Origin of the sequence: Micromonospora sp. NPDC047548 (assembly GCF_040642975.1) — a bacterium.
Lineage (GTDB): Bacteria > Actinomycetota > Actinomycetes > Mycobacteriales > Micromonosporaceae > Micromonospora.
The window spans coordinates 211953-233688 of record NZ_JBEYTI010000007.1 but is presented as its reverse complement, the minus strand read 5'-3'; the positions used below and the strand labels follow the sequence as shown (position 1 = coordinate 233688).

The 21736-nt window shown below is 69.8% G+C and carries 14 protein-coding genes and 1 pseudogene; 3 read left to right on the top strand and 12 right to left on the bottom strand.

Annotated elements, in window-relative coordinates; genetic code table 11:
- Window positions 1–316: 316 nt before the first annotated feature.
- Window positions 317–583: a metal-sensitive transcriptional regulator gene (locus tag ABZ807_RS10720; protein ID WP_357155145.1), complete on the top strand. Its 267-nt coding sequence runs from the start codon at window positions 317–319 to the stop codon at window positions 581–583.
- Between the two features lie 23 nt (window positions 584–606).
- Here the strand turns inward: ABZ807_RS10720 and ABZ807_RS10715 are convergent.
- The 3 genes and pseudogenes from ABZ807_RS10715 to ABZ807_RS10705 form a co-directional block, all read right to left on the bottom strand.
- A pseudogene (locus ABZ807_RS10715) lies at window positions 607–852 on the bottom strand (ISKra4 family transposase); the annotation flags it as partial.
- Window positions 853–1402: 550 nt separating this feature from the next.
- Window positions 1403–2731, bottom strand: a complete 1329-nt coding sequence (locus ABZ807_RS10710; RefSeq protein WP_357155142.1) for an alkaline phosphatase family protein — start codon at window positions 2729–2731, stop codon at window positions 1403–1405.
- Between the two features lie 134 nt (window positions 2732–2865).
- Window positions 2866–4131 carry an MFS transporter gene (locus tag ABZ807_RS10705; protein WP_357155140.1) on the bottom strand — a complete coding sequence of 422 codons (1266 nt, stop codon included), beginning with the start codon at window positions 4129–4131 and terminating at the stop codon, window positions 2866–2868.
- Window positions 4132–4422: 291 nt separating this feature from the next.
- Between ABZ807_RS10705 and trxA the strand changes: the two genes are divergently transcribed.
- A complete protein-coding gene (trxA, locus tag ABZ807_RS10700; RefSeq protein ID WP_357155138.1) occupies window positions 4423–4797 on the top strand; it encodes a thioredoxin in 375 nt (124 codons plus the stop codon).
- A 56-nt stretch (window positions 4798–4853) separates the two neighbouring features.
- On the opposite strand, the gene ABZ807_RS10695 is transcribed toward trxA, so the two are convergent.
- Complete coding sequence (locus ABZ807_RS10695) at window positions 4854–5246, bottom strand: DUF302 domain-containing protein (protein ID WP_357155136.1); 393 nt, start codon at window positions 5244–5246, stop codon at window positions 4854–4856.
- A 113-nt stretch (window positions 5247–5359) separates the two neighbouring features.
- Window positions 5360–7045: a hypothetical protein gene (locus ABZ807_RS10690; protein WP_357155134.1), complete on the bottom strand. Its 1686-nt coding sequence runs from the start codon at window positions 7043–7045 to the stop codon at window positions 5360–5362.
- A gap of 707 nt (window positions 7046–7752) precedes the next feature.
- Here ABZ807_RS10690 and ABZ807_RS10685 point away from each other — a divergent pair.
- A complete protein-coding gene (locus ABZ807_RS10685; RefSeq protein ID WP_357155132.1) occupies window positions 7753–12006 on the top strand; it encodes an ExeM/NucH family extracellular endonuclease in 4254 nt (1417 codons plus the stop codon).
- 159 nt (window positions 12007–12165) lie between these two features.
- On the opposite strand, the gene ABZ807_RS10680 is transcribed toward ABZ807_RS10685, so the two are convergent.
- From ABZ807_RS10680 to kdpF, 7 genes are all read right to left on the bottom strand, one after another.
- The gene (locus tag ABZ807_RS10680) at window positions 12166–12987 is read right to left on the bottom strand and encodes a hypothetical protein (protein WP_357155130.1); all 822 of its coding nucleotides are present in this window, start codon (window positions 12985–12987) and stop codon (window positions 12166–12168) included.
- Window positions 12988–13212: 225 nt separating this feature from the next.
- Window positions 13213–13911: a response regulator gene (locus ABZ807_RS10675; protein ID WP_357155128.1), complete on the bottom strand. Its 699-nt coding sequence runs from the start codon at window positions 13909–13911 to the stop codon at window positions 13213–13215.
- On the bottom strand, window positions 13908–16460 hold the full coding sequence (locus ABZ807_RS10670) for a DUF4118 domain-containing protein (protein ID WP_357155126.1): 2553 nt from the start codon (window positions 16458–16460) through the stop codon (window positions 13908–13910). Before ABZ807_RS10670 ends, ABZ807_RS10675 begins: the two co-directional genes overlap by 4 nt.
- Before the next feature lie 96 nt (window positions 16461–16556).
- The gene (locus ABZ807_RS10665) at window positions 16557–17438 is read right to left on the bottom strand and encodes a potassium-transporting ATPase subunit C (protein WP_357155124.1); all 882 of its coding nucleotides are present in this window, start codon (window positions 17436–17438) and stop codon (window positions 16557–16559) included.
- Window positions 17438–19627 carry a potassium-transporting ATPase subunit KdpB gene (kdpB, locus tag ABZ807_RS10660; protein ID WP_357155246.1) on the bottom strand — a complete coding sequence of 730 codons (2190 nt, stop codon included), beginning with the start codon at window positions 19625–19627 and terminating at the stop codon, window positions 17438–17440. The genes ABZ807_RS10665 and kdpB overlap by 1 nt, the downstream gene beginning before the upstream one ends.
- A 20-nt stretch (window positions 19628–19647) precedes the next feature.
- Entirely contained in the window at window positions 19648–21303 is a 1656-nt protein-coding gene (gene kdpA, locus ABZ807_RS10655) for a potassium-transporting ATPase subunit KdpA (RefSeq protein WP_357155122.1), read from the bottom strand.
- Window positions 21303–21392 carry a K(+)-transporting ATPase subunit F gene (gene kdpF / locus ABZ807_RS10650; RefSeq protein ID WP_262287437.1) on the bottom strand — a complete coding sequence of 30 codons (90 nt, stop codon included), beginning with the start codon at window positions 21390–21392 and terminating at the stop codon, window positions 21303–21305. The genes kdpA and kdpF overlap by 1 nt, the downstream gene beginning before the upstream one ends.
- Window positions 21393–21736: the final 344 nt, after the last annotated feature.

The window sequence follows — 21736 nt, the reverse complement described above, 5'->3', positions numbered from 1 at the left end:
GGCGCTCCCACCGTGGGTAGCTCATCGCGGCGCCTGTCCCACCTCGTCGAGAGGGGGACGGTCCGAGGAATCCTGGCGGCCGATGTTGGCTCAGGTACTCCAGCGGAAACGAGGATGCTCAGCCGCCATGTGCTCGTGCGGCTCCCCGGACGTCGGTGATCACCACGCCTCACTGCGCGATGGCAAGCGTCGCAAGGTCGACATCACCGTTGGTGAACCTACATACCCTGGCGGGTATGCCCGCAAGCCATCGTAGCAGGCGGCAACTCATACCCCCGGGTGTACTCTTGATTTGGAACGTAGAGAGGGGCTGAAGATGCAGGTCGAAGAGAGTGCGGTCGGCGATGTGATCAAGCGGCTTCGCCGCGCCGAAGGCCAGATTCGCGGCGTCATCGGCATGCTCGAAGATGGTCGAGACTGCGCTGAAGTCGTGACTCAGCTTGCGGCGGTGTCGCGGGCGCTGGACCGAGCCGGCTTCAAGATCGTCGCGAGTGGGTTGCAGCAGTGCGTCAGCGGCGCCCCGGGCGAGGAGCAGAAGGCCAACCTCGAACAGATGGAGAAGTTGTTCCTGTCGCTCGCTTGACATCCTTTCCGCCCTAAACGGGCCACCGAGGCGTGCAGCCACTTGCCGGCCGCTTTCGGGCCGGGGGCACGGGTGCGGCGGCGCCGGCCGGGTGGGCTGATCACATCCGCCGGGGTGAAGTCGTAGACACAGCCGACCTCGGCCATCCGCTTGCGGTTGACTTTCTCACCCTTGGACAGCCGGGTGGACAGCTTGCGCTGTGTAGTCGCGGCGGCCTTCGCGGTCTGCTCGCGCAAGCTGTCGGGGCGCATCACGATGCCCTTGCCGTCCACGGTCAGCGCGAGCGCGTCACCGGCCTTCGCCCAGCCAGCCGACCGCCTCCTCCAGCAGTGTCCGCGACCGGTCGAAGCCATCACCACCGACCGTGGATACGCATGCTCGCAACCGGGCTCCTTCTACACGTCCGTCGGGAGTAGACCCTCGGAACGTAGTCAGAAGGAGCCCTTAACGTTGCCCGACAACCAGACCAGCCGGTCATACGGCGATAATCTTTCCCTCCAGGAGGACTGCACCCAAATCAGCGTGTTAATCCTCTGCGAGCCCTAACGACCGAAGGACCCGCCGTCCGTAGATGGCGAAGACATCCGCGTCTCGTCCCGGAGCCCAGCGGAGTCGGATTGACCATGGCCACGACCGTAGCTCAACTCACCGGCCGCCAAGGTGCGCCGCCGCATCTGGGCTGTGTGGGGCAGCGACCCTGTTCGCTGGCCGCGGTCGGCAGGTGACGCGGTACGGCCCGTCCGGGCTCTGCACCCACAGCTTCGGCCCCACGCCTGCCTTCCGTGGCAGCGACCGCAGGACAGTGGCAGTCGCGAACGCTCAGCGTTCGTGGGTGATTCGGTGGTGCAGCGCCTCGGTGAGCACCCTTCCCTCGGTGTGTGCCGGAGCGGGAATGCCGAGCAGGGCAGCGATCGTCGGTGCGATGTCGACGTGCCGTACCTGCTGGGGCTGCACCCCGTTGCGCACGCCGCGACCAGCGAGCAGGAGGGCGCTCTCGCGTTCTTCCGTACGGCCGTGGTAGCCGCGCGGGCCGTCCGGGTCGGTCACGGCGAACGACCAGCCGGCGACCGGCTCGGCCACGAGTTCGCCGAGCAGTGGGCTGGCCCCGAACGCGTCGAGGTCGGCGCGATCGTAGACCCGCTGTACTTGCTCGACCGATTCGAGGGCGGCCCTCGCCCGCGCGATGTTCTCGTCCGTACGCGCGGTGCCGAGCAGGTGGACGCTGGCGACGCCGCCAACGACCATCGCGAGGTCGGTCTGCGGCGACGGGGCACTGCCTGGGGAAACGAACTCGGGGGTGAAACCGGCGTCGCTCAACGCGGCCAGCGCGAGACCGCCGAAACCGCGGGTGAACGTCGTCATGCCGTGGTCGCCCACCACCAGAAACGCGGTTTCCCCGTAGATGCCGACATCCTTGGTCGCCTGCACGAGCCTGCCGAGATCCGCGTCGAGGGCGGCCAGCGTGGCGCCCATGTCCGGTGCCTCCGCGCCCTGTTGGTGACCCAGCCCGTCGAGCGCGTCGCAGTACACGGCAAGGAGCATCGGAGGCTCCTCGACGGTGACCATCGTCGACCCGGACCGCACCGGACGGCCGTGCAGGATGTCGACCGCCACGTCGACGCGCACCGAACTCGGGCCGCCGGGCTGCACGTACAGGGCACGAGGGTCGCCGTACACGGTCCCGTGGTTCTGCACGATGAAGAACTGCACCGAGGCGACGGTCCCGCCGGCGGCGGTCACGGCCTCGGCAATGCTCTGCGCCTCCAGGGTCCGGGTCTGACTCACCGCGCGCCCCGACGACGGGTCGATGAAGTACGGGGTGTTCAGGTGGGTGTGTGGCCAGGCGCCGGTCGCGATGGTCGCCCACGAGGTGTTGGAGATCGACGGGAAGCAGCCACTCGTCGTGCCGAGGCTGCCCTGGCGGGCCAACTCGTCGAGGTGCGGCGTCTCGACCAGATCCAGGTAGGCCGGGTCGAAGCCGTCCCAGGCGAGGAGCACGACGTGCTTGGCGCGCGGCCCGGTCCCGGAGGAGTCGGCCCAGGCATCGCGGGGGAGCATCGCGAGAGCAGCCGATCCGATGCCGGCAGCGAGCAGGGCACGGCGGCTGAGCGGGCGGACGGATGTGGGGCGCGGACTCGACTCGTTCATGTCCGGCAACGTAAGGGACCTTGGTGAACTGCTGGCGTCGACGAACTGACACCGGGCCGTGCCCCGGTCGACCGTTGACCTGCGGCGACGGCAGCGGCGCCGACAACGGACAGCCGGTGGGGCGACTCCCGCGGTCAGCGATGCCGCAGGGCGCCGACCGGGTGGGTCTCGTACATCCGCGCGGCGACCAGGAGGCCGGACGCGGCGGTCAGGACGGCCACCGCCCACGTGGCGCCGCGGATGCCGACCAGGTCGGCCAGCACACCGCCGAGCACAGCACCGGCGGCGAAGCCGCCGTCGCGCCACAACCGGTAGACCCCGACGGCGCGAGCGCGCCATGCGGGGTGGGCGACATCGCCGATGGCCGCGAGCAGGGAGGGGTAGACCATGGCGGTGCCGGCGCCGAGGAGCACCGCGGCTGCCGCCCACGTCCCGAACGTGCCGGCGGCCGCGACGAGGCCGAGCGCGACGGCCTGGGTGAGCATGCCAGCAACGATGAGCGGCTTGCGGCCGATGCGGTCGGACAACGGCCCGGTCAGGACCTGGCCGAGGCCCCAGACCGCGGGGTAGAGGGCGGCCAGCGCGCCGATATGGGACAGCGACAGGCCGGCGGCGGCGAACAGCAGCGGGAACAGGCCCCAGGCCAGGCCGTCGTTGAGGTTGTTGACCAGACCCGCCTGGCTGGCCGAGGACAAGGCGGGTTCCCGCCAGCTGACCATGGCAAAGATCCGCCGGGTGGACACCGCACCGTGCTGGCGGTCCGCAACCGGACGGTGGGTTTCGGCCTCGTGGTGGGCGTGGCCACGGGTCTCCCTGACGAAGACCAACGACAAGCCCAGGCCCAGGGCGGCATAGGCGGCCCCGAGCAGGAACGGGGCGGGACGCAGCCCGTACGTGGCGGCGAGTGCGCCGGTGACCATGGCGGTAGTGGCGACGGCCAGGTATCCGGCTGCCTCGTTGAGTCCCATCGCAAGGCCGCGTCTATGGGGTCCCGCGAGGTCGATCTTCATGATCACGGTGGTGGACCAGGCCAAGCCCTGGTTGGCCCCGAGCAGCACGTTGGCGGCGATCACCCAGCCCCAACTGGGCGCGAAGATCAACATCAGAGGTACGGGCAGCCCGATCAGCCAGCCCGCGATGAGCACCGGTTTGCGGCCCAGGCGGTCGGACAGGGTGCCGGCGAAGAAGTTGGTGGCCGCCTTGGTGACACCAAAGGCCACGATGTAGGTCAGCGCGGCCGTGTAGGCGCTCAGGTGGAACTCCTGCTCCCCGAGGAGCGGCAGCACCGTGCGTTCGGTGCCCAGCAGCCCACCGACGAGAGCGTTGACCGCGACGAGGAGAGTGAACTGGGCGGCGTTGGCCCGCAACCCCAACCGCACGACAGCCGTGGTCGCGCTCACGTTCGGACCCCCATGCACAATCCGCAGCGACCACAGGAGCGCTCCTGCAGGGCTTCATCGGCATTCATGTGAGCCTGCCGCAGCGAAGGTCGCAGGGTCTAACTCACGCACGGTACCCACTCCCCCAATCCGGATACCCCCCTGGGTATCCGGATTCGACCATAGCGCGATCGGAACCTTCCCCACCAGGAGGCACACGGGAGAGCCGGCCACCTCCCCTAGCCGGGGAAACTAATACCCCCTCGGGTATGCTCAGCCGAGGGGCCGTTGTTTGAGACGTGGAGGTCTGGGTTGGCCAGCGTGGCTCTGACCGTAAAGAACTTCGAGCGGACCGTGGCCAGCGGCGGGATTGTGCTGGTGGATTTCTGGGCAGCCTGGTGCGGGCCGTGCCGGCGCTTCGCGCCGGTGTTCGAGCAGGCCAGTGAGAAGCACCTGGACGTCGTGTTCGGCAAGGTTGACACCGAGGCGGAGCCGGAGCTGGCCACAGTGGCTCGGGTGTCGTCGATTCCGACGCTGATGGCCTTCCGGGACGGCGTGCTTGTGTTCTCCCAGCCCGGGGCGCTTCCGGCACCAGCACTGGAGCAGGTGATCAACGCCGTCCGTGAACTCGACATGGACGACGTGCGCGCCAAGCTGGCCGAGCATCGTCGACCCGACACGCAGTAGCGCCGCGGACGCCGGCGCGGGGGCAGGCCACGTGACGGCCCGCCCTCGCGTCCAGGTCAGTCAGCCAGCCCGTCCAGTGCGGCGCGGAGCCGTCGGGTCGCCTCGTCCGCCACCGGTCGCAGGTCCGCCTGCCCGGTAAGCTGCACCATCACCTGCGGGTCAAGGACCTGCACCAGGATGGCGCCGGGTCCGTCGGCGCGTACCACTACGTTGCACGGCAGCAGTAGGCCGATGGCCCGGTCCACCTCGAGCGCCTGGTGCGCCAGTGGCGGGTTGCACGCACCGAGGATCACATAGTCCTCAAGCTCCGTGCCGAGCTTCTCCCGCAGAGTAGCCCGCATGTCGATCTCGGTGAGCACACCAAAACCCTGCTGCTTGAGTGCGGCGCGGACCCGTTCGACGGTCGGGGCGAACTCGGCCGTCAGCCGGATGGTAATCGCGTACGTCATGAATCTGGCCTCCTCATAGAGATGGTGCCGGCCACGGACGGCCGGTGGGCCCGATTCGTTCAGGTGAGGTGGCGCCGCTTGTGACGGCGGCGCCACCCTGGCGTACGGAACTTCTACCGGGCCCAGCCGTAACTGCCCCGCCGCTCGGCGGGGATGCCGTTACGTGGCTGGTCCTTCAGGATCCAGACGGGATTCGAAAAGCCGATCACGTCGCCGTCGGCGTTCCTGATCTCCACCCGAATGTAGCGACTGGTCAGGGTTGGGAGCACCAGGTGCGCGCGCTGCTCATGCTGGTCGAGCTCAAGCTGGCGCGAAGTGGTGGCGGGAGCTGGGTCGACCAGGCCGGCGTAGTCGACCTCGCCGGTGATGAGGTGCACCGTTGCGCCGTCGGGAAGATCCGTGGCCGAGATCGTCACCGGCGCCTGGGCGGCCGGTGTCACCAGGACACCCCCCATCGCAACGGTGCCGCGAACCAGGATGTCCAGCTGGCCGCGCCATTGCTGGGGATCCCAGAACCAGGCACGCCCGCCGCGCAGGGCCGCGAACAGCTCGCCCTCGTCGGTGGAGTCGGCCCAGACCGAGGTGATCCAGCGCTGCTTCTGGTTGACCCAGTCCGAGCCGCCGTGGTCGTCGCTGACGCCGGTGGCGGTCACGAACACCGCGTTGCGCGCCGCCGCGTCGAAACCGAAGACGGACTCTCCGAAGTCCTCCTTGCTGCCCACTTCGATCATGTCGGCGCCGAGCGCATTCGTCTCGATGAGCAGGCGGGCAAGCTGCGGTCCCGACGGGGCGTCCTCGAGCGGGTGGTTGAAGGCGACGAGGCCGTTGTTCGCGTGGACGAAGTTGACCATGGCCACGGCGGCTTCGACAGTGGTGATCTTGGTGGGTGGCGCGTCGCCATAGTCGGGAAGGGTGAAGTTCCCGCCGAAGGCGTTCAGGTGGCGCACCAGGGAAATTTCGGTTCCGTGGAACTGACGGACGGCCGGGTAACGGCCCGCGTACTCGCGCATCATCTCGTCCTGCAACGCCACCGACTCGTCACCGTCGCGGCGGGAGCGACGGAACCGCAGCCGGTCGACCACGCCCGAAGCCATGGCCCCGTTCCGCGATCGGCCGCCGATACGCAGCCGGTGGATGCCGCTGTCGGCGGCGACGACGTCCGGCCACAGGGCCGCGACGTCGGACTCCAGGTCGAGACGGAGGCGCTGCCACGTACCGGGCGCGACCTCCAGGCCGACGACGCCGAGCAGTCCGTCGTTCTCGGTCCACCGCCCGGTTCCCTGGCCGATGCGGTACTCCAGGGTGTATCGGCCCGCCCGTCGCCCAGCGGTGGCTGGTCGGTAGGAGGAAAGCACCCTGACCAGCAGTTCGGCGTCCGGGCCGAGGTTTTCGGCGAGGACGTCGAGCTCAAGGACGGTGGCGGCCAGGCTGGTGGTGTAGGTGCTGTTCCAGGCGACGCCCTCGTAGAGTAAGGCTCCCCACGCGGATGCCGGGGCCTGCACCTGAAGTCGCATGGCTTTGCCGGGCTCGTCCGGCGAATGCGGCTCGTTGACGAACGTGCCCACGGCGAGGTCGGGCTTGCCTTCGAGGATCTTGTTCCAGGTCCACGACCGCCCGCTCTCCGGCTCGCTGAGACCCTCGAAGCGGACGGCCTGACGGTAGCCGTGTGCCTGCATGCGGAAGTCGTGATCCGTCCACCAGATGACGTCCACTCCGTGTTCGGTCGCTTGCTGGAGATGGGCATCCATGCTCGCCGTTCCCTCACTGAAGGCGGAATGGATATGCATCGCCATGCTCACGGCGCGTCTGCCCAGAGGAGCAGCGGCAGCCGTGCTGTGCGCCGCGGCGGCGGGGACTGGACCGACGGCCGTGCCGATCCCGATCGCGGCTCCTAGCTTCAAGGCGCCGCGTCGCGAAATTGCGGATGTCATGGACCGACTCCTTCTCGCCAAGAGGGGGGCTCCCTGGCACGCTAGGAACCCCGGATGATCTCCGGCAGATCCCAGCTGGTCCGTAGCTGAACAGGGGAGGAACATCGGCGAGCAGGACGAATGCGGCGTCACGGGCGCGGCGGCGCCGGGCATCCCGAAGGAGGCCCGCAGCGGATCTGACTGGCGGTTCCCGGGCGAATCGGCCGCGACCGTCGTTCCATCGCACGGAAAGACCCGGGTTTGGTCGACTCGCGGGATTGAGTGGTGCAGGCCGCGTGTACGTGCCTGTTGATTGGCTCAAAATCGATGGGCGTGAGCCGCCCGAGGCGTCGTTGGCGTCAACCGGGAGGCAGTCCCTGCCACCCCACTTCGACTCTTTTGTACATATGGCGGATCCTGCCCAGCCACCTGGGCTGTCTACCCTCCATCCGCTCACCCCCCACCCGGAGGAACACCTGATGGAACGAAAAAGCCGCGTACGAACACGCAACGTGTTCGGCGTACTCGTCGCGAGCGGTGCGCTTGCCCTGGCCAGTGGGGCTGCCGCCCACGCTGAGCCAGCCTCCGCGGCACCCATGGTCAGTGAGATTCACTACGACAATGCCGGCACCGACACCGGCGAGGCGATCGAGATCGAGGCGCCGGTCGGCTTCGACCTGACCGGCTGGCAGATCGTCCTCTACAACGGCGCCAACGGCGCGGCGTACAACACGAGGACGCTGAGCGGCGCGGTGCCGGCGGCCGGCGTGGTCGTCGCCAACTACCCGACGGACGGCATCCAGAACGGCGCCCCCGACGGCGTCGCGCTGGTCTCCCCCACCGGCTCCGTGGCGGAGTTCCTCACCTACGAGGGGACGTTCACCGCCGTCGGCGGCCCGGCCAACGGGTTGACCGGGACCGACATCGGGGTCGAGGAGACCACGACCACCCCGGTCGGCCACTCGCTGCAGAAGATCAACGGCACCTGGAACCCCCCGGCACCCAACACCTTCGGCGTCCGCAACGGCGGCAGCAACCCCGACCCGGACCCCGAGCCGGCCCCCGGCTGCACCGTCACCGTCGACCGCACCATTGCCGAGGTGCAGGGCACCGGGAGCGCGACGCCGCTGCCGGGCACCCGGGTCACCGTCGAGGGCGTGGTGACCGCCGACCACCGCACCGGTGGTTACAACGGCATCTACGTGCAGACCGCCGGCAGCGGCGGGGACCGTGCGGTCGCCGCTGGCGCCGCGTCCGACGGCATCTTCGTCTACCTCACCACGAACACCGCCAACCACCCGCCGGTCGCAATCGGCGACCGGGTGCGGGTCAGCGGCACCGCCAGCGAGTTCAACAGCCTGACCCAGCTGAACATCGCCGCCAAGAGCGACGTGCAGGTCTGCGAGCACGGCGCGACGCTGCCCGCTCCGGTCCCGGTCAGCCTGCCGCTGAGCGACGACGCCCGCGAGTCGGTCGAGTCGATGCTGGTCGCGCCGGTCGGCCAGTTCACCGTCTCCGAGGTGTACAACACCAACCGGTACGGCGAGGTCGTGCTCGCCGCCGGTGACCGTCCGGCCCCGAACGCGACCGACGTGGCCCGCCCGGGTTCGGACGCCGCCAAGCAGGTGACCGCCGCGAACAAGGCCGGCCGGATCCTGGTCGACGACGGCAGGACCACCAACCTGTCCACCGCCGGGCTGCTGCCGCCGTACCTGTCCAAGGAGAACCCGCTGCGGGTCGGCGACTCGGTCGAGGCGTTCGGGCCGGTCGTGCTGGGGTACGGCTTCAGCGAGTGGCGGCTGCAGCCGACCACCCCGGTCAGCGCCGACACACCGACGGTCGGGCGGACCACCTTCAAGGCCACCAACCCGCGTACCGCGGCGCCCGTCAACGTCGGCGGCGACGTACGGGTGGCCAGCTTCAACGTGCTCAACTACTTCGTCCACTTCGGTGGCGACGCCCGCGGCGCGGCCGACGAGGCCGGGCTGGCCAAGCAGGAAGCAAAGATCGTTGCGGCGATCAGCGCGCTGGGTGCCGACGTGGTGGGGCTCGAGGAGATCGAGAACTCGGTCCGGTTCGACGCCAACGACCCGCAGCAGGCACTGAAGCGGCTGGTCAACGCGCTCAACGCCAAGGACGGCGCGGGGACCTGGGACTATGTCCGCAGCCCGGCCGAGCTGCCGGGCCCGGCCCAGCAGGACTTCATCACCACGGCGATCATCTTCAAGCCCGCGAAGCTCCAGCCCAAGGGTCCGGGTCGCTCGGTCAACGACGAGACCGTCTGGTCCAACGCCCGCGAGCCGATCGCGCAGACCTTCACCGCCGGGAAGATCTCCTTCACCGTGGTCGTCAACCACCTCAAGTCCAAGAGCGGCACCGGGACCGGCGACAACGCCGACGCCGGCGACGGTCAGGGCAACTGGAACGGCGACCGGGTCCGGCAGGCCAAGGCGCTGACCGCGTTCGTCGACCAGGTCAAGGACGACAGCGGCACCGACGACGTGCTGCTGCTGGGTGACTTCAACGCGTACACCCAGGAGGACCCGATGCAGGTCCTTTACGGCAAGCAGTACAAGGACCTGAACAACACCGGCAAGGCCACCTACGTCTTCGGTGGCGAGTCCGGCTCGCTCGACCACGCCCTCGCCTCGCCGTCGCTGGCGTCGCGGGTCACCGGGGTCGACGTGTGGCAGATCAACGCGGTCGAGTCGTTCGCCTTCGAGTACGACGGGCTGGCCCCCTTCTACGAGCCGACCCCGTACCGGGCCAGCGACCACAACCCGCTCGTGGTGGGCATCAGCACCAGCGCGAAGCCGGTCAACCTGCAGCTGCTGAGCATCAACGACTTCCACGGCCGGCTGGAGTCCCCGGCCACCGTGGGTGGTCAGCCGGTCGGTGGCGCCGCTCAGCTCGCCGGCCTGGTGGGTCAGCTGCGGGCGCAGAACCCCAACACCGCGTTCGTCTCCGCCGGTGACAACATCGGCGCGTCCACCTTCATCTCGGCGATCGACGGGGACAACCCGACGATCGACGCGCTGAACACGGCCGGGCTGGTCGCCTCGGCAGTGGGCAACCACGAGTTCGACCAGGGCATGGACGACCTCACCGGCCGGGTGTCCGGTCGCGCCGCCTTCCCGTACCTGGGCGCCAACGTCTACCGGGGTGACACCCGGGCGTTGTCGGCGTACTCCGTCAGCAATGTGGGTGGAGCCCGGGTCGGCTTCGTCGGCGTGGTGACCGAGCAGACCGCGTCGCTGGTCAGCCCGGGCGGCATCGCCGGCCTCACCTTCCGCGACCCGGTGGCCGAGGCCAACCTGGTGGCCCGCCAGCTCAAGGACGGCAACCCGGACAACGGCGAGGCCGACGTGGTGGTGCTGCTCGCGCACGAGGGTGCGGCGACGGAGAACATCACCTCCGCCGACGCGCTGGCGAACGACCCGGTCTTCGGCAAGTTCACCCGGGCCGACGCGACGATCGACGCCATCTTCAGCGGCCACACCCACCAGCCGTACGCCTTCAAGGTCCCGGTGCCGGGATCGGACAAGCTGCGTCCGGTGGTGCAGGCCGAGGACTACGGCAAGCGGCTGGGCAAGGTCACGCTCACCTTCGACCCGAACACCGGTTCGGTGACCACCGGCGACGCGCAGCTGGTCGACGTGGTCGGGGCGCCGCAGGACCCGACGGTGGCCGGCATCGTGGCCACCGCCAAGACCAAGGCCACCGAGCTGGGCAAGCAGCAGCTCGGTTCGATCACCTCGGACGTCAAGCGGGCCTACACCAACGGCAACGAGGACCGGGGCAAGGAGTCGGCGCTCGGCAACCTCATCGCCGACGTGCAGCTCGCCGGGACCAGGGACGCCGGCCGGGGCGGGGCGCAGATCGCGTTCATGAACCCCGGTGGCCTGCGGGCCGACCTGCTCTACCGGACCGATGGCACGGTGACGTACGCCGACGCCTTCGCCGTCCAGCCGTTCGCCAACGATGTGGTCACCAAGACCTACACCGGTGCGGACATCAAGCAGGTGCTGGAGGAGCAGTGGCAACCGGACGGCGCGTCCCGGCCGGTGCTGTGGCTCGGTGTCTCGAAGGGTTTCACCTACACCTACGATACCGAGGCGCCGAAGGGCTCGCGGATCACCTCGATGAAGCTGAACGGCACGCCGCTCAGCCCGACGGGCACCTACCGGGTCACGATGAACTCGTTCCTCGCCACCGGCGGTGACAACTTCCTGACCCTGGCGAAGCGCGTGGACCCGGTCGCCACCGGCGACAACGACCTCACCATGCTGGTGAGCTACTTCGCCGCGAACTCGCCGGTCACCGCGGACACCCAGCCGCGGTCCACGGTCGGGAAGGCCGGTCCTTCGTGCACCACGACGATCACCGGCAAGTACAGCAAGCCGCTCGTCGTCACCGCCGGCCTGACCTGCCTGGAGAACGCCACGGTCGCCGGCCCGGTCACGGTCAGCCCCGGTGCCTCGCTGGTGGTCACCGGCGGCAGCATCGCCGGTCCGGTGTCGGCCACCCGCCCGGTGCTGGTCACGCTCGCTGACACGACGGTGTCCGGTCCGGTCACGGTTACCGGCGCCACCGGCGAGGTGAAGATCAGCCAGGGCAAGGTGGGCGGCTCGGTGTCGGTCACCTCAAGCACCGGTGGGGTACGCGTCGAGACGGTCGCGATCAGTGGTCCGGTCACCCTGACTGGCAACACCGGCAGCCAGCCGGTGGTGGTCGCGGCGAACACCATCAGCGGGTCGCTGAGCTGTTCGGGTAACAACCCGGCACCGGTCAACGAGAGCCGGCCGAACGCCGTGAGGGGTGTGGCGACTGGCCAGTGCGCGCGGTTGTAGTCGGTAGCTGATCAACCGGTCCGCGGTCGGGTAGCCGACCGCGGACCGGTCTGCCGACCGCGCCAAAACCCATCGGCGCCGAGGTCGAACCCATCGGCCTGGTCGTACTCGCCCTCCTTGGCGGGCAACAGGCGAACTGCAAACGGTGTCGACGAGCCGTCACCGCAGTGGGGCCGGCCTCGTCTCGTCCGACGGCACCACCGGCGGCGCGTCCCGCCTGGTGACGCTCAGGTAGACGACCAGTCCCAGGATCGTCGCCAGGAACAGGACGCTGGTGACGACCATGCCCAGACCGAGGCCCCCGTCATCGGGGTCCTGCGACAGGTAGTCACCCAGCGACGCGCCGAGCGGCCGCGTCAGGACGTAGGCGATCCAGAAGGCCAGGATCGGGTTCAGCCAGGACCGGGAGTACGCGACCGCGACCACGGCGATCAGGCCGCCGAAGATCAGCCCCGAGCGCCAGTAGCCCAGATCCATGCCCTCCGCCAGGAGGTCTCCCGCGGCGGTGCCCAGGGCGAAGGTGAACAGGATCGCTGCCCAGTAGAACGCCTCCCGCCGCGAGGTGATGATCGTGTGGATCGACAGGGTCCGCTCGCTGCGATACCAGGCCGCAAACGTTCCCGCCAGCGCCACGGCGAACACGACCGTGGTGACCTCCAGCGGCACCCCGAGGTTGTCCACCAGGTTGTCGGTGATCAGCGTGCCGACGATGCTGACCAGGACGACCGCCAGCCAGTAGATCCACGGCACATAGCGGCCGGTTCTGAACTGGACGACGAGCACGGTGGCCAGCAGGACGGCCATCGCCACCGTCGTGCCGGTCAGGCCGAGGTGGAGGTCGACGTTGAGGAAGTCCGCCGCCGTCTCCCCGACTGTGGTCGACAGGACCTTGATGACCCAGAAATAGATGGTGACCTCAGGCACCTTGTTCAACAGTTGTCGAACCTGCCGCGTGGAGGCGTACTGATCGTCGATCTTCATGCCGGGCAGGCTTCCACCGCGATCCTGAGAACAGGCTGAGGCGCCGCCACCCTGCCAGTAGGGCGTCGCGCATGTTGATCACCGCCCTCGATGCCGTCGGGATGAACCGACGGGTTTGGCCACACACAAGGTCGCCGTACAAGGACTCGCCGCCGGCGCGGTGGGGGCGGCCGGAACAAGCCCGCCCAGCGCGACAAGGACGGCGAAGCAGAGGACGGAGGACGGTCATGGCCGGTAGCGGTAGCCCATGCCCGGTTCGGTGATGAGGTGGCGGGGGCGAGCGGGGTCGTCTTCGAGCTTGCGGCGCAGCTGGGCCATGTACTGGCGTAGATAGTTCGTCTCATGTTGGTACTCCGGGCCCCACACCTCGTGTAGCAACTGCCGTTGGCTGACCAGCTTGCCCGGGTGGCGCAGCAGCTTTTCGAGCATCGCCCACTGGGTGGGGGTGAGTCTGACCTCGGCGCCGTCGTCGCGGGTGACGGTGCGGTCGGCAAGGTTGATCGTGTGACGGCCCACCCGGGGGGCGGCGGTCACGGGGAGCGAAGCGGCGTCGGCCGAGGGCGCGGTAAGGCGGCGGGTGACGGCGCGGATGCGGGCGAGGAGTTCGTCCACGCCGAAGGGCTTGGTGACGTAGTCGTCGGCGCCGGCGTCGAGGGCGGCGACCTTGTCCTCGCTGCCGGCGCGGCCGGAGAGCACGATGATCGGCACGCTGGTCCAGCCGCGCAGCCCCCGGATGACGTCGACGCCGTCGATGTCGGGCAGACCCAGGTCGAGCACCACCAGGTCCGGCGGATGGCTGGCTGCGGCCTTCAGCGCCGCTGTGCCGGTCTCGGCGACCTCGACGTCGTAGCCGCGGGCGCGCAGGTTGATCCGCAACGCACGCAGGATCTGCGGTTCGTCGTCCACGACGAGGATTCGGGTCATTCCCGCGGCCCTTCCGACGTCGTCTGCGTGGTAGCGGGCAGACGCAGCACCATCGTCAGCCCGCCGCCGGGGGTGGTCTCAGGGGTGATGCTGCCACCCATTACCTCGGCAAGACCACGGGACAGGGCGAGGCCGAGACCGACGCCGGTCTGGTTGTCCCGGTCGCCGAGGCGCTGGAACGGCAGGAACACGTGTTCCCACTGGTCCTCCGGGATGCCGGGGCCCGTGTCGATGATTCGCAGCTCCACCTGCCCGGCGTGCGCGCTCGCGGTGATCGTCGGTGGTTGCCCGGGCGGGCTGTGTCGCAGGGCGTTGGCGACGATGTTGACCAGCACCCGCTCCAACAGGCCCGGGTCGGCTCTGGCCGCCGGCAGGTCAGCGGGAATGTCGGTGCTGACGTCGGCCGCCACCGGTCCCAGCTCGTCCAGCGCTCGCGGTACGGCATCCTCCAACCCGATCGCGATGGCGCTGACGCCCAGCACGCCGGCCTGGAGCCGACTCATGTCCAGCAGGTTCGCCACCAGCCGGCCGAGCCGGTCGAGGGACTCGTCGGCGGTGGCCAGCAGCTCGTCACGATCGTCCGCGTCGAACTCGATATCGGGGCTGCGCAGGCTGCTCACGGCGGCCTTGGCCGAGGCGAGTGGCGTACGCAGGTCGTGGCTGACGGCGGCGAGCAGGGCGGTGCGCATCCGGTCCGCCTCGGCCAGCGGCCGGGCGGTGGCGGCCTCCTCGGCGAGCCGTTCCTGGCGTAGCGCGACGGCGGCCTGGGCGGCGAACGCCTCGACGACCCGCCGGTCGGCGGCCTCCAGCCGCCGCCCGCTGAGCACCACGGTGAGCCGGTCATCCACCGGCACCGCCGTCTCCCCCGCACTGGGGCTGCCCGCCGGCGCCTCCCCCACACAGGCCACGACGCGCCAGGCACCCTCCTCGCGGGCGCGGCCGGGGCGCCCTTCGGCCTCGGCGGCCAGCTCCAGGACGCTGACCGCACGCAAGCCGAACGTTTCCCGCAACCGGTCCAGCAGCGCCGGCAGCGGACGCTCACCGCGCAGCACGCCGCCGGCCACCGTGGCCAGGGTCTGCGCGTCGGCGGACGCCCGCGCCGCCTCGCGGGTACGGCGGGCGGCGACGTCGACGACCCAGCTGACCGCGACGGCGACGCCGACGAAGACGCCGAGGGCGAGGAGGTTGCCGGCCTCGGCGATGGTCAGCGTGTTGAAGGGCGGGGTGAAGAACCAGTTCAGCAGCAGCGACCCGCCGAGGGCCGCGACCAGCGCCGGCCACCGGCCGCCGACCAGCGCCACCCCGACGACGCCGGCGAGGAACAGCAGGATGTCGTTGGTCAGGGTGAGGTCCGGCAGCGCCAACAGCAGCAACGTGAGCAGCGGCATGCCCAGCCCGGCGAGGGCGAACCCCAGCAGTCGGCGCCGGCGCGACAGCGCCGCCGGGACCCCGGCTGGGCGGCGACCGCGACCCGCCTCGGGATGGGTGACCAGGTGCACGTCGATCGGCCCGGACAGCGCGGTGGTGGTGACCCCGACCCCACGGGACAGCAGTTGGGCGAAGCGACCCCGGCGGCTGGCGCCGAGGACGAGTTGGGTGGCGTTGACCCCGCGGGCGAAGTCGAGCAGCGCGGCCGGCACATCGGTGCCGAGGACCTGGTGGTAGGTGCCGCCGAGGCTCTCCACCAGCACCCGCTGCCGGGCGAGCTGGGCGGGGTCCGCACCGGCCAGGCCGTCGCTGCGGGCGACGTACACGGCGAGCAGGTTGGCGCCCTTGCTGCGGGCGGCGATCCGGGCCGCCCGGCGGATCAGCGTCTCGCCCTCCGGGCCGCCGGTGAGGGCGACCAGCACCCGCTCCCGCGCCTCCCAGGTGTCGGAGATGCCCTGCTGGGCGCGGTACCGGTCGAGCTGCTCGTCGACCTTGTCGGCCAGCCAGAGCAGGGCCAGTTCACGCAGGGCGGTGAGGTTGCCGATCCGGAAGTAGTTGCCGAGAGCGGCGTCGATCTTGTCGGGACGGTAGATGTTCCCGTGCGCCATCCGTCGGCGCAGCGCCTCGGGGGTCATGTCGACGAGCTCGACCTGCTCGGCGGCGCGGACGACCTCGTCTGGCACGGTTTCCCGCTGGATGGTGCCGGTGATCTGGGCGACCACGTCGTTGACCGACTCCAGGTGCTGGACGTTGACCGTGGACAGCACGCTGATGCCGGCGTCGAGGATCTCCTGGACGTCCCGCCAGCGCTTGTCGTTGCGGGCTCCCGGCACGTTGGTGTGGGCCAGCTCGTCGACCACCACCACCTCGGGCCGGCGGGCGAGCACGGCGTCGAGGTCCATTTCGGTGAACTTGGCACCGCGATAGGTGATCGTGCGACGGGCCACCTGCTCCAGGTCGCCGATCATGGCGGCGGTGTGCGGGCGGCCGTGCGTCTCGACGAAGCCGAGCACCACGTCGGTGCCGCGTTCCGCGCGGCGCTGGGCCTCCTCCAGCATCGCGTACGTTTTGCCGACGCCGGGGGCGGCACCCAGGTAGATCCGAAGTTCTCCTCGTGACACGCAGAAGATCCTCTCTGGTCGGGGCCGCTGGTGAAGCAGTCTTCCCCAGCGCCGGGTCCGGCGGGACCGGCGCCGGGAACGAAGACGGTTCGGGCGTCAGCGGGCGGGAAACTCCTCGTCGAGGGCGAGGTTGAGTTCCAGGACGTTGACGCCCGGTTCGCCCATGAAACCCAGCGCCCGGCCGGTGGTGTGCTGGTCGACCAGGCGGCGGACCGCCGTCGGGTCCGCGCCACGTTCGCGCGCCACCCGGGCCACCTGGATCTCGGCGTACGCGGGGCTGATGTGCGGGTCGAGGCCGCTGCCGCTGGCGGTGACCGCGTCGGCGGGGACGGCGGGCTGCGCCGGCGCGTCTCCCCGGATCGGGGTGACGACCCCGCCCGCGGCGACGTAGTCCTCGCCCGGCACTGCCAGCTCGACCGGCACGCCCTGGTAGGAGGCGAGGAACGGGGTGGCCGGGCTGCTCTGGTTGACGGTGACGACCCGGGTCACCGGGCCGGTGAGCCCGTCGGCGCGGAACACGGCGAGCACCGCGCCGACCCCGTCCGGGGTGCAGTACGGGCGCCGACCGTCGACGCCGTCGAGGTCACCGATGGCCTTGCTGCGGGCGCAGACCTGGGTGAGCAGGCTCTGCGTCGAATCCTCGGGGTCGGTGGCGATGGTGTCGACGACGCTCTCCGGGCCGAGGTTGCTGGCCGCGGTGGAGGTGGGGTCGTAGCCGTCGCCGGCCGCCGAGGGGCGGGACTGGAAGTAGCGCGGGACGGGGTTGCCGTCGGCGTCGGTGAAGGCCTGCCCGATCAGGGCGCTGCCGACGGTGGCGCCGTTGGCGGTCAGCAGCGATCCGTCGGCGTGGGCGTCGAGGCCGGGGGTCCGGCCGGCGGCGACCAGTGCGAGCGGATAGGCGAGGCCGAGCAGCACGGTGAAGACCAACAGGGCACGTAGGGCGGCGAGGTGTTGGGCGAGCCAGTTGGGTAGGCGCATCACGAGATCCCTGGGATGAACTGGATGAGCAGGTCGATGAGTTTGATGCCGAGGAACGGCACGATGATGCCGCCGAGGCCGTAGACCAGCAGGTTGCGGCTGAGCAGCTTCGAGGCAGCGGCCGGCCGGTAGCGCACGCCCCGCAGGGCCAGCGGAATGAGCGCGATGATCACCAACGCGTTGAAGATCACCGCCGCCAGGATCGCCGACTCCGGGCTGGACAGCCGCATGATGTTGAGCGTGTCCAGGCTCGGGTAGATGCCGGCGAACATGGCCGGGATGATCGCGAAGTACTTGGCGATGTCGTTGGCGATCGAGAAGGTGGTCAAGGCGCCTCGGGTGATCAGGAGCTGCTTGCCGATCTCCACGATCTCGATCAGCTTGGTCGGGTCCGAGTCGAGGTCGATCATGTTGCCGGCCTCCTTGGCGGCCGACGTGCCGGTGTTCATGGCGACGCCGACGTCGGCTTGGGCGAGCGCCGGGGCGTCGTTGGTGCCGTCACCGGTCATCGCGACCAGCCGGCCGCCCTCCTGCTCCCGGCGGATCAGGGCAAGCTTGTCCTCCGGGGTGGCCTCGGCGAGGAAGTCGTCCACACCGGCCTCGTCCGCGATCGCCTTCGCCGTACGCGGATTGTCACCGGTGATCATCACGGTCCGGATGCCCATCCGGCGCATCTCGTCGAACCGCTCCCGCATGCCCGACTTGACCACGTCCTTGAGGTGGATGACCCCGAGCGCCCGGGCCGGCTGGCCCTCGACGTGTTCGGCCACCACCAGCGGGGTCCCGCCGGAGCCGCTGATCGCGTCCACGATCTCGCCGGCCTGCTCGGTGGGGTGACCGCCGTTGTCGCGTACCCACTTCATCACCGCCGCGGCGGCGCCCTTGCGGATCCGGCGTGCCGCCCCGTCGCCGTCGGGGGTCAGGTCGACGCCGCTCATCCGGGTCTGCGCGGTGAACGGCACGAACGTGGCATGGGGCATCAGCCCCGACTCGCGCTCCCGCAGCCCGAAGTCGTTCTTGGCGAGCACGACCACCGAGCGGCCCTCGGGGGTCTCGTCGGCGAGGCTGGACAGCTGCGCCGCGTCGGCGACCACCCCGGCGGTGACACCCTCGACAGGGACCAACTCGGCGGCCTGCCGGTTGCCCAGCGTGATGGTGCCGGTCTTGTCGAGCAGCAGGGTGTTGACGTCACCGGCGGCCTCGACCGCGCGGCCGCTCGTGGCGAGCACGTTGCGCTGCACCAGCCGGTCCATGCCGGCGATGCCGATCGCGGAGAGCAGCGCCCCGATCGTGGTGGGGATCAGGCAGACCAGCAGCGACACGAGCACCACCCCGCTGACACCGGCGTCGGTGATGGCGCCCGTGTCGGGTGCGGCGGCCTGGTAGCCCTTGGAGAAGATCGCCAGGGGCTGGAGGGTGACCACCGCCAGCAGGAAAATGATGGTGAGCGCGGCGAGCAGGATGTTCAGCGCGATCTCGTTCGGCGTCTTCTGCCGGTTGGCGCCTTCGACCAGGGCGATCATCCGGTCGATGAAGCTCTCCCCCGGCTTCTGGGTGATCTTCACGACGATCCGGTCGGAGAGCACCCTCGTACCGCCGGTGACCGCGCTGCGGTCGCCGCCGGATTCTCGGATCACGGGGGCGGACTCGCCGGTGATCGCGGACTCGTCGACGCTGGCGATGCCCTCGACGACGTCCCCATCGCCCGGGACGATGCTGCCGGCGTCGACCAGCACGATGTCGCCCTGCTTCAACTCCGGCGCGGGGACGGCCTCCTCCCGCCAGGTGTCCGCCTGGGCACCCGGCGTCCAGCCGCGCAGGCGGGTGGCGATGGTGTCCTTCTTCGCCTGGCGCAGGGTGGCGGCCTGGGCCTTGCCCCGCCCCTCGGCGACCGCCTCGGCGAGGTTGGCGAAGAGCACGGTCAACCAGAGCCAGACCGTGATCGCCCAGGCGAAGACCGAGGGGTCGGCCACCGCGAGGACGGTGGTGAAGGCCGCGCCGATCTCGACGATCAGCATCACCGGGTTGCGCCACAGCGTGCGCGGGTCGAGCTTGCGCAGCGCGTCGGGCAGGGAGCGGAGCAGCTGTTTCGGGTCGAGCAGGCCCCCGCCGACCCGGTCGCCCTGGGTGGCCGGGGTGCCGGCGGTCGGCTGTTCGCCGGTCCCGGATGTCACGGGCGTGACGGACATGTCCTCGTTCCTCATGATGGTCACCGCCCCTCAGCCAGCGGGCCGAGGGCGAGAGCGGGCAGGAAAGTCAGCGCGACGAGGATCACCGTGACGCCGACGACCATCCCGACGAACAGCGGTCGGTGCGTGGGCAGGGTGCCCTCGGAGGCGGGGGTGGGAGCCTGACGAGCCAGCGAGCCGGCCAGGGCGAGCACGAAGATGATGGGCAGGAATCGGCCCAGCAGCATGCAGAAGCCCAGCGCCGTGTTCCACCACGTGGTGTTGACCGTGATGCCGGCGAACGCGGAGCCGTTGTTGTTGCTCGCTGACGTGAACGCGTAGAGCACCTCGGACAGGCCGTGCGGGCCGGCATTCAGCGCGGTCGAGTTGTTGCCGGTGGCAAAGGCGGCCGCAGTGCCGGTCAACACCAGCGCCGGGGTGATCAGAAAGTAGAGGGAGGCGAACTTGATCTCCCGCGCGCCGATCTTCTTGCCCAGGTACTCCGGGGTGCGGCCGACCATCAGACCTGCCACGAAGACGGTGATCACCGCCAGCATGAGCAGGCCGTAGAGGCCGGAGCCGACCCCACCGGGGGCGACCTCGCCGAGCATCATGTTGACCAGCGGCATCATCCCGCCGAGCGCGGTGTACGAGTCGTGGAACGAGTTCACCGCGCCGGTGGAGGTGAGCGTGGTCGCGGCGGCGAAGGTCGCCGAGTTCGACACGTCGAACCGGACCTCCTTGCCTTCGAGGGCCGCCCCGACCGCCTGCGGCACCGTGCCGTTGCCGGTCAACTCGAAGACGTTGGTCAGGGTGATGCTGGCCAGCGCGAGGATCGCCATCACGGCGGCGATCGCGTACCCCTGCCGGTTCTGGCCGACCATCCGGCCGAAGACCCTCGGCAGGCTGAACGGGATCAGCAGGATCAGGAAGATCTCGACCCAGTTCGTCCAGGCCGTCGGGTTCTCGAACGGGTGGGCGCTGTTCGCGTTGTAGAAGCCGCCGCCGTTCGTGCCCAGCTCCTTGATCACCTCCTGGCTGGCCACCGGGCCGCCGGTGATGGTCTGGCTGCCGCCGGTCAGGGTGCTCACCTCGGTGCCGGTGGACAGGTTCTGCACCACCCCACCGAGCATCAGCACGAGCGCCCCGAGCACCGCGATCGGCAGCAGGATCCGCAGCACGATCCGGGTCAGATCCACCCAGAAGTTGCCCAACTGCCCGGTGCGACTGCGGGCGAAGCCCCGGACCAGGGCCACCGCCACGGCGATGCCGACAGCGGCGGAGAGGAAGTTCTGTACCGCCAGCCCGGCCATCTGCACCAGGTGACCCATGGTCGACTCACCCGAGTACCACTGCCAGTTCGTGTTGGTCACGAACGACACGGCGGTGTTCCACGCCCCGTGCGGAACCACCGGGTCGAAGCCCAGCGACAGCCAGAGGTGGTCCTGCACCCGCTGAAACGCGTACAGGAAAAGGATCGACACGGCGGAAAACGCCAGCACGCTGCGGGCGTACACGCCCCAGGACTGCTCCGCCGCCGGGTTCACCCCGACGAGACGGTAGATCCCCCGCTCGACGCGGGAGTGCCGCTCGCCGGAGACCACCCGGAACATGTGGTCACCGAACGGTTTGTAGACGGCAACCAGGGCCACCACCAGGGACAGGACGAAGATGATGCCCGCCGTTGTCATGGTCATCAGAACCGCTCCGGGAACAGCAGTGCGACCACCAGGAAGAGCCCCAGGCCGATCGCCAGCACCAGGCCCACGGCGTTGACGGCGCTCACAGCTTCTCCACCGCCCGCACCACCAGGGCGAGCGCCGCGAACAGCGCCACCGTCAACACCACGAACACCACGTCAGACACGGCTGACTCCCCTTACCGGAATGAGTTCGTCACGACCGCCACCCGGTCGCGCCGGGCAATCAAAGCGCCTCAGACACGCCGCCGGACAGGGTCGTTAACGCAACCATGACGGCGCCGGGCGGTTTCTTCACGCCCCTTTCACGCGAGACCGTGATCAGGTGAATCCGATCACCGATGGCGCGGCGCGTGGTCCGGCAACTCGCCGCCGTCCCGGGGCATGCGGCGCCGATGAAAACGTCCGGAGGTGGCGGCGATGTACGAGGG

Excerpts from the sequence above, each read along its gene's own strand:
- kdpA (WP_357155122.1), bottom strand. The coding sequence starts at position 21,303 with ATGACCATGACAACGGCGGGCATCATCTTCGTCCTGTCCCTGGTGGTG.
- ABZ807_RS10710 (WP_357155142.1), bottom strand. The coding sequence starts at position 2,731 with ATGAACGAGTCGAGTCCGCGCCCCACATCCGTCCGCCCGCTCAGCCGC.
- ABZ807_RS10680 (WP_357155130.1), bottom strand. The coding sequence starts at position 12,987 with ATGAAGATCGACGATCAGTACGCCTCCACGCGGCAGGTTCGACAACTG.
- kdpB (WP_357155246.1), bottom strand. The coding sequence starts at position 19,627 with ATGTCCGTCACGCCCGTGACATCCGGGACCGGCGAACAGCCGACCGCC.
- ABZ807_RS10685 (WP_357155132.1), top strand. The coding sequence starts at position 7,753 with ATGGTCAGTGAGATTCACTACGACAATGCCGGCACCGACACCGGCGAG.
- ABZ807_RS10675 (WP_357155128.1), bottom strand. The coding sequence starts at position 13,911 with ATGACCCGAATCCTCGTCGTGGACGACGAACCGCAGATCCTGCGTGCG.
- ABZ807_RS10695 (WP_357155136.1), bottom strand. The coding sequence starts at position 5,246 with ATGACGTACGCGATTACCATCCGGCTGACGGCCGAGTTCGCCCCGACC.
- ABZ807_RS10665 (WP_357155124.1), bottom strand. The coding sequence starts at position 17,438 with ATGCGCCTACCCAACTGGCTCGCCCAACACCTCGCCGCCCTACGTGCC.
- ABZ807_RS10720 (WP_357155145.1), top strand. The coding sequence starts at position 317 with ATGCAGGTCGAAGAGAGTGCGGTCGGCGATGTGATCAAGCGGCTTCGC.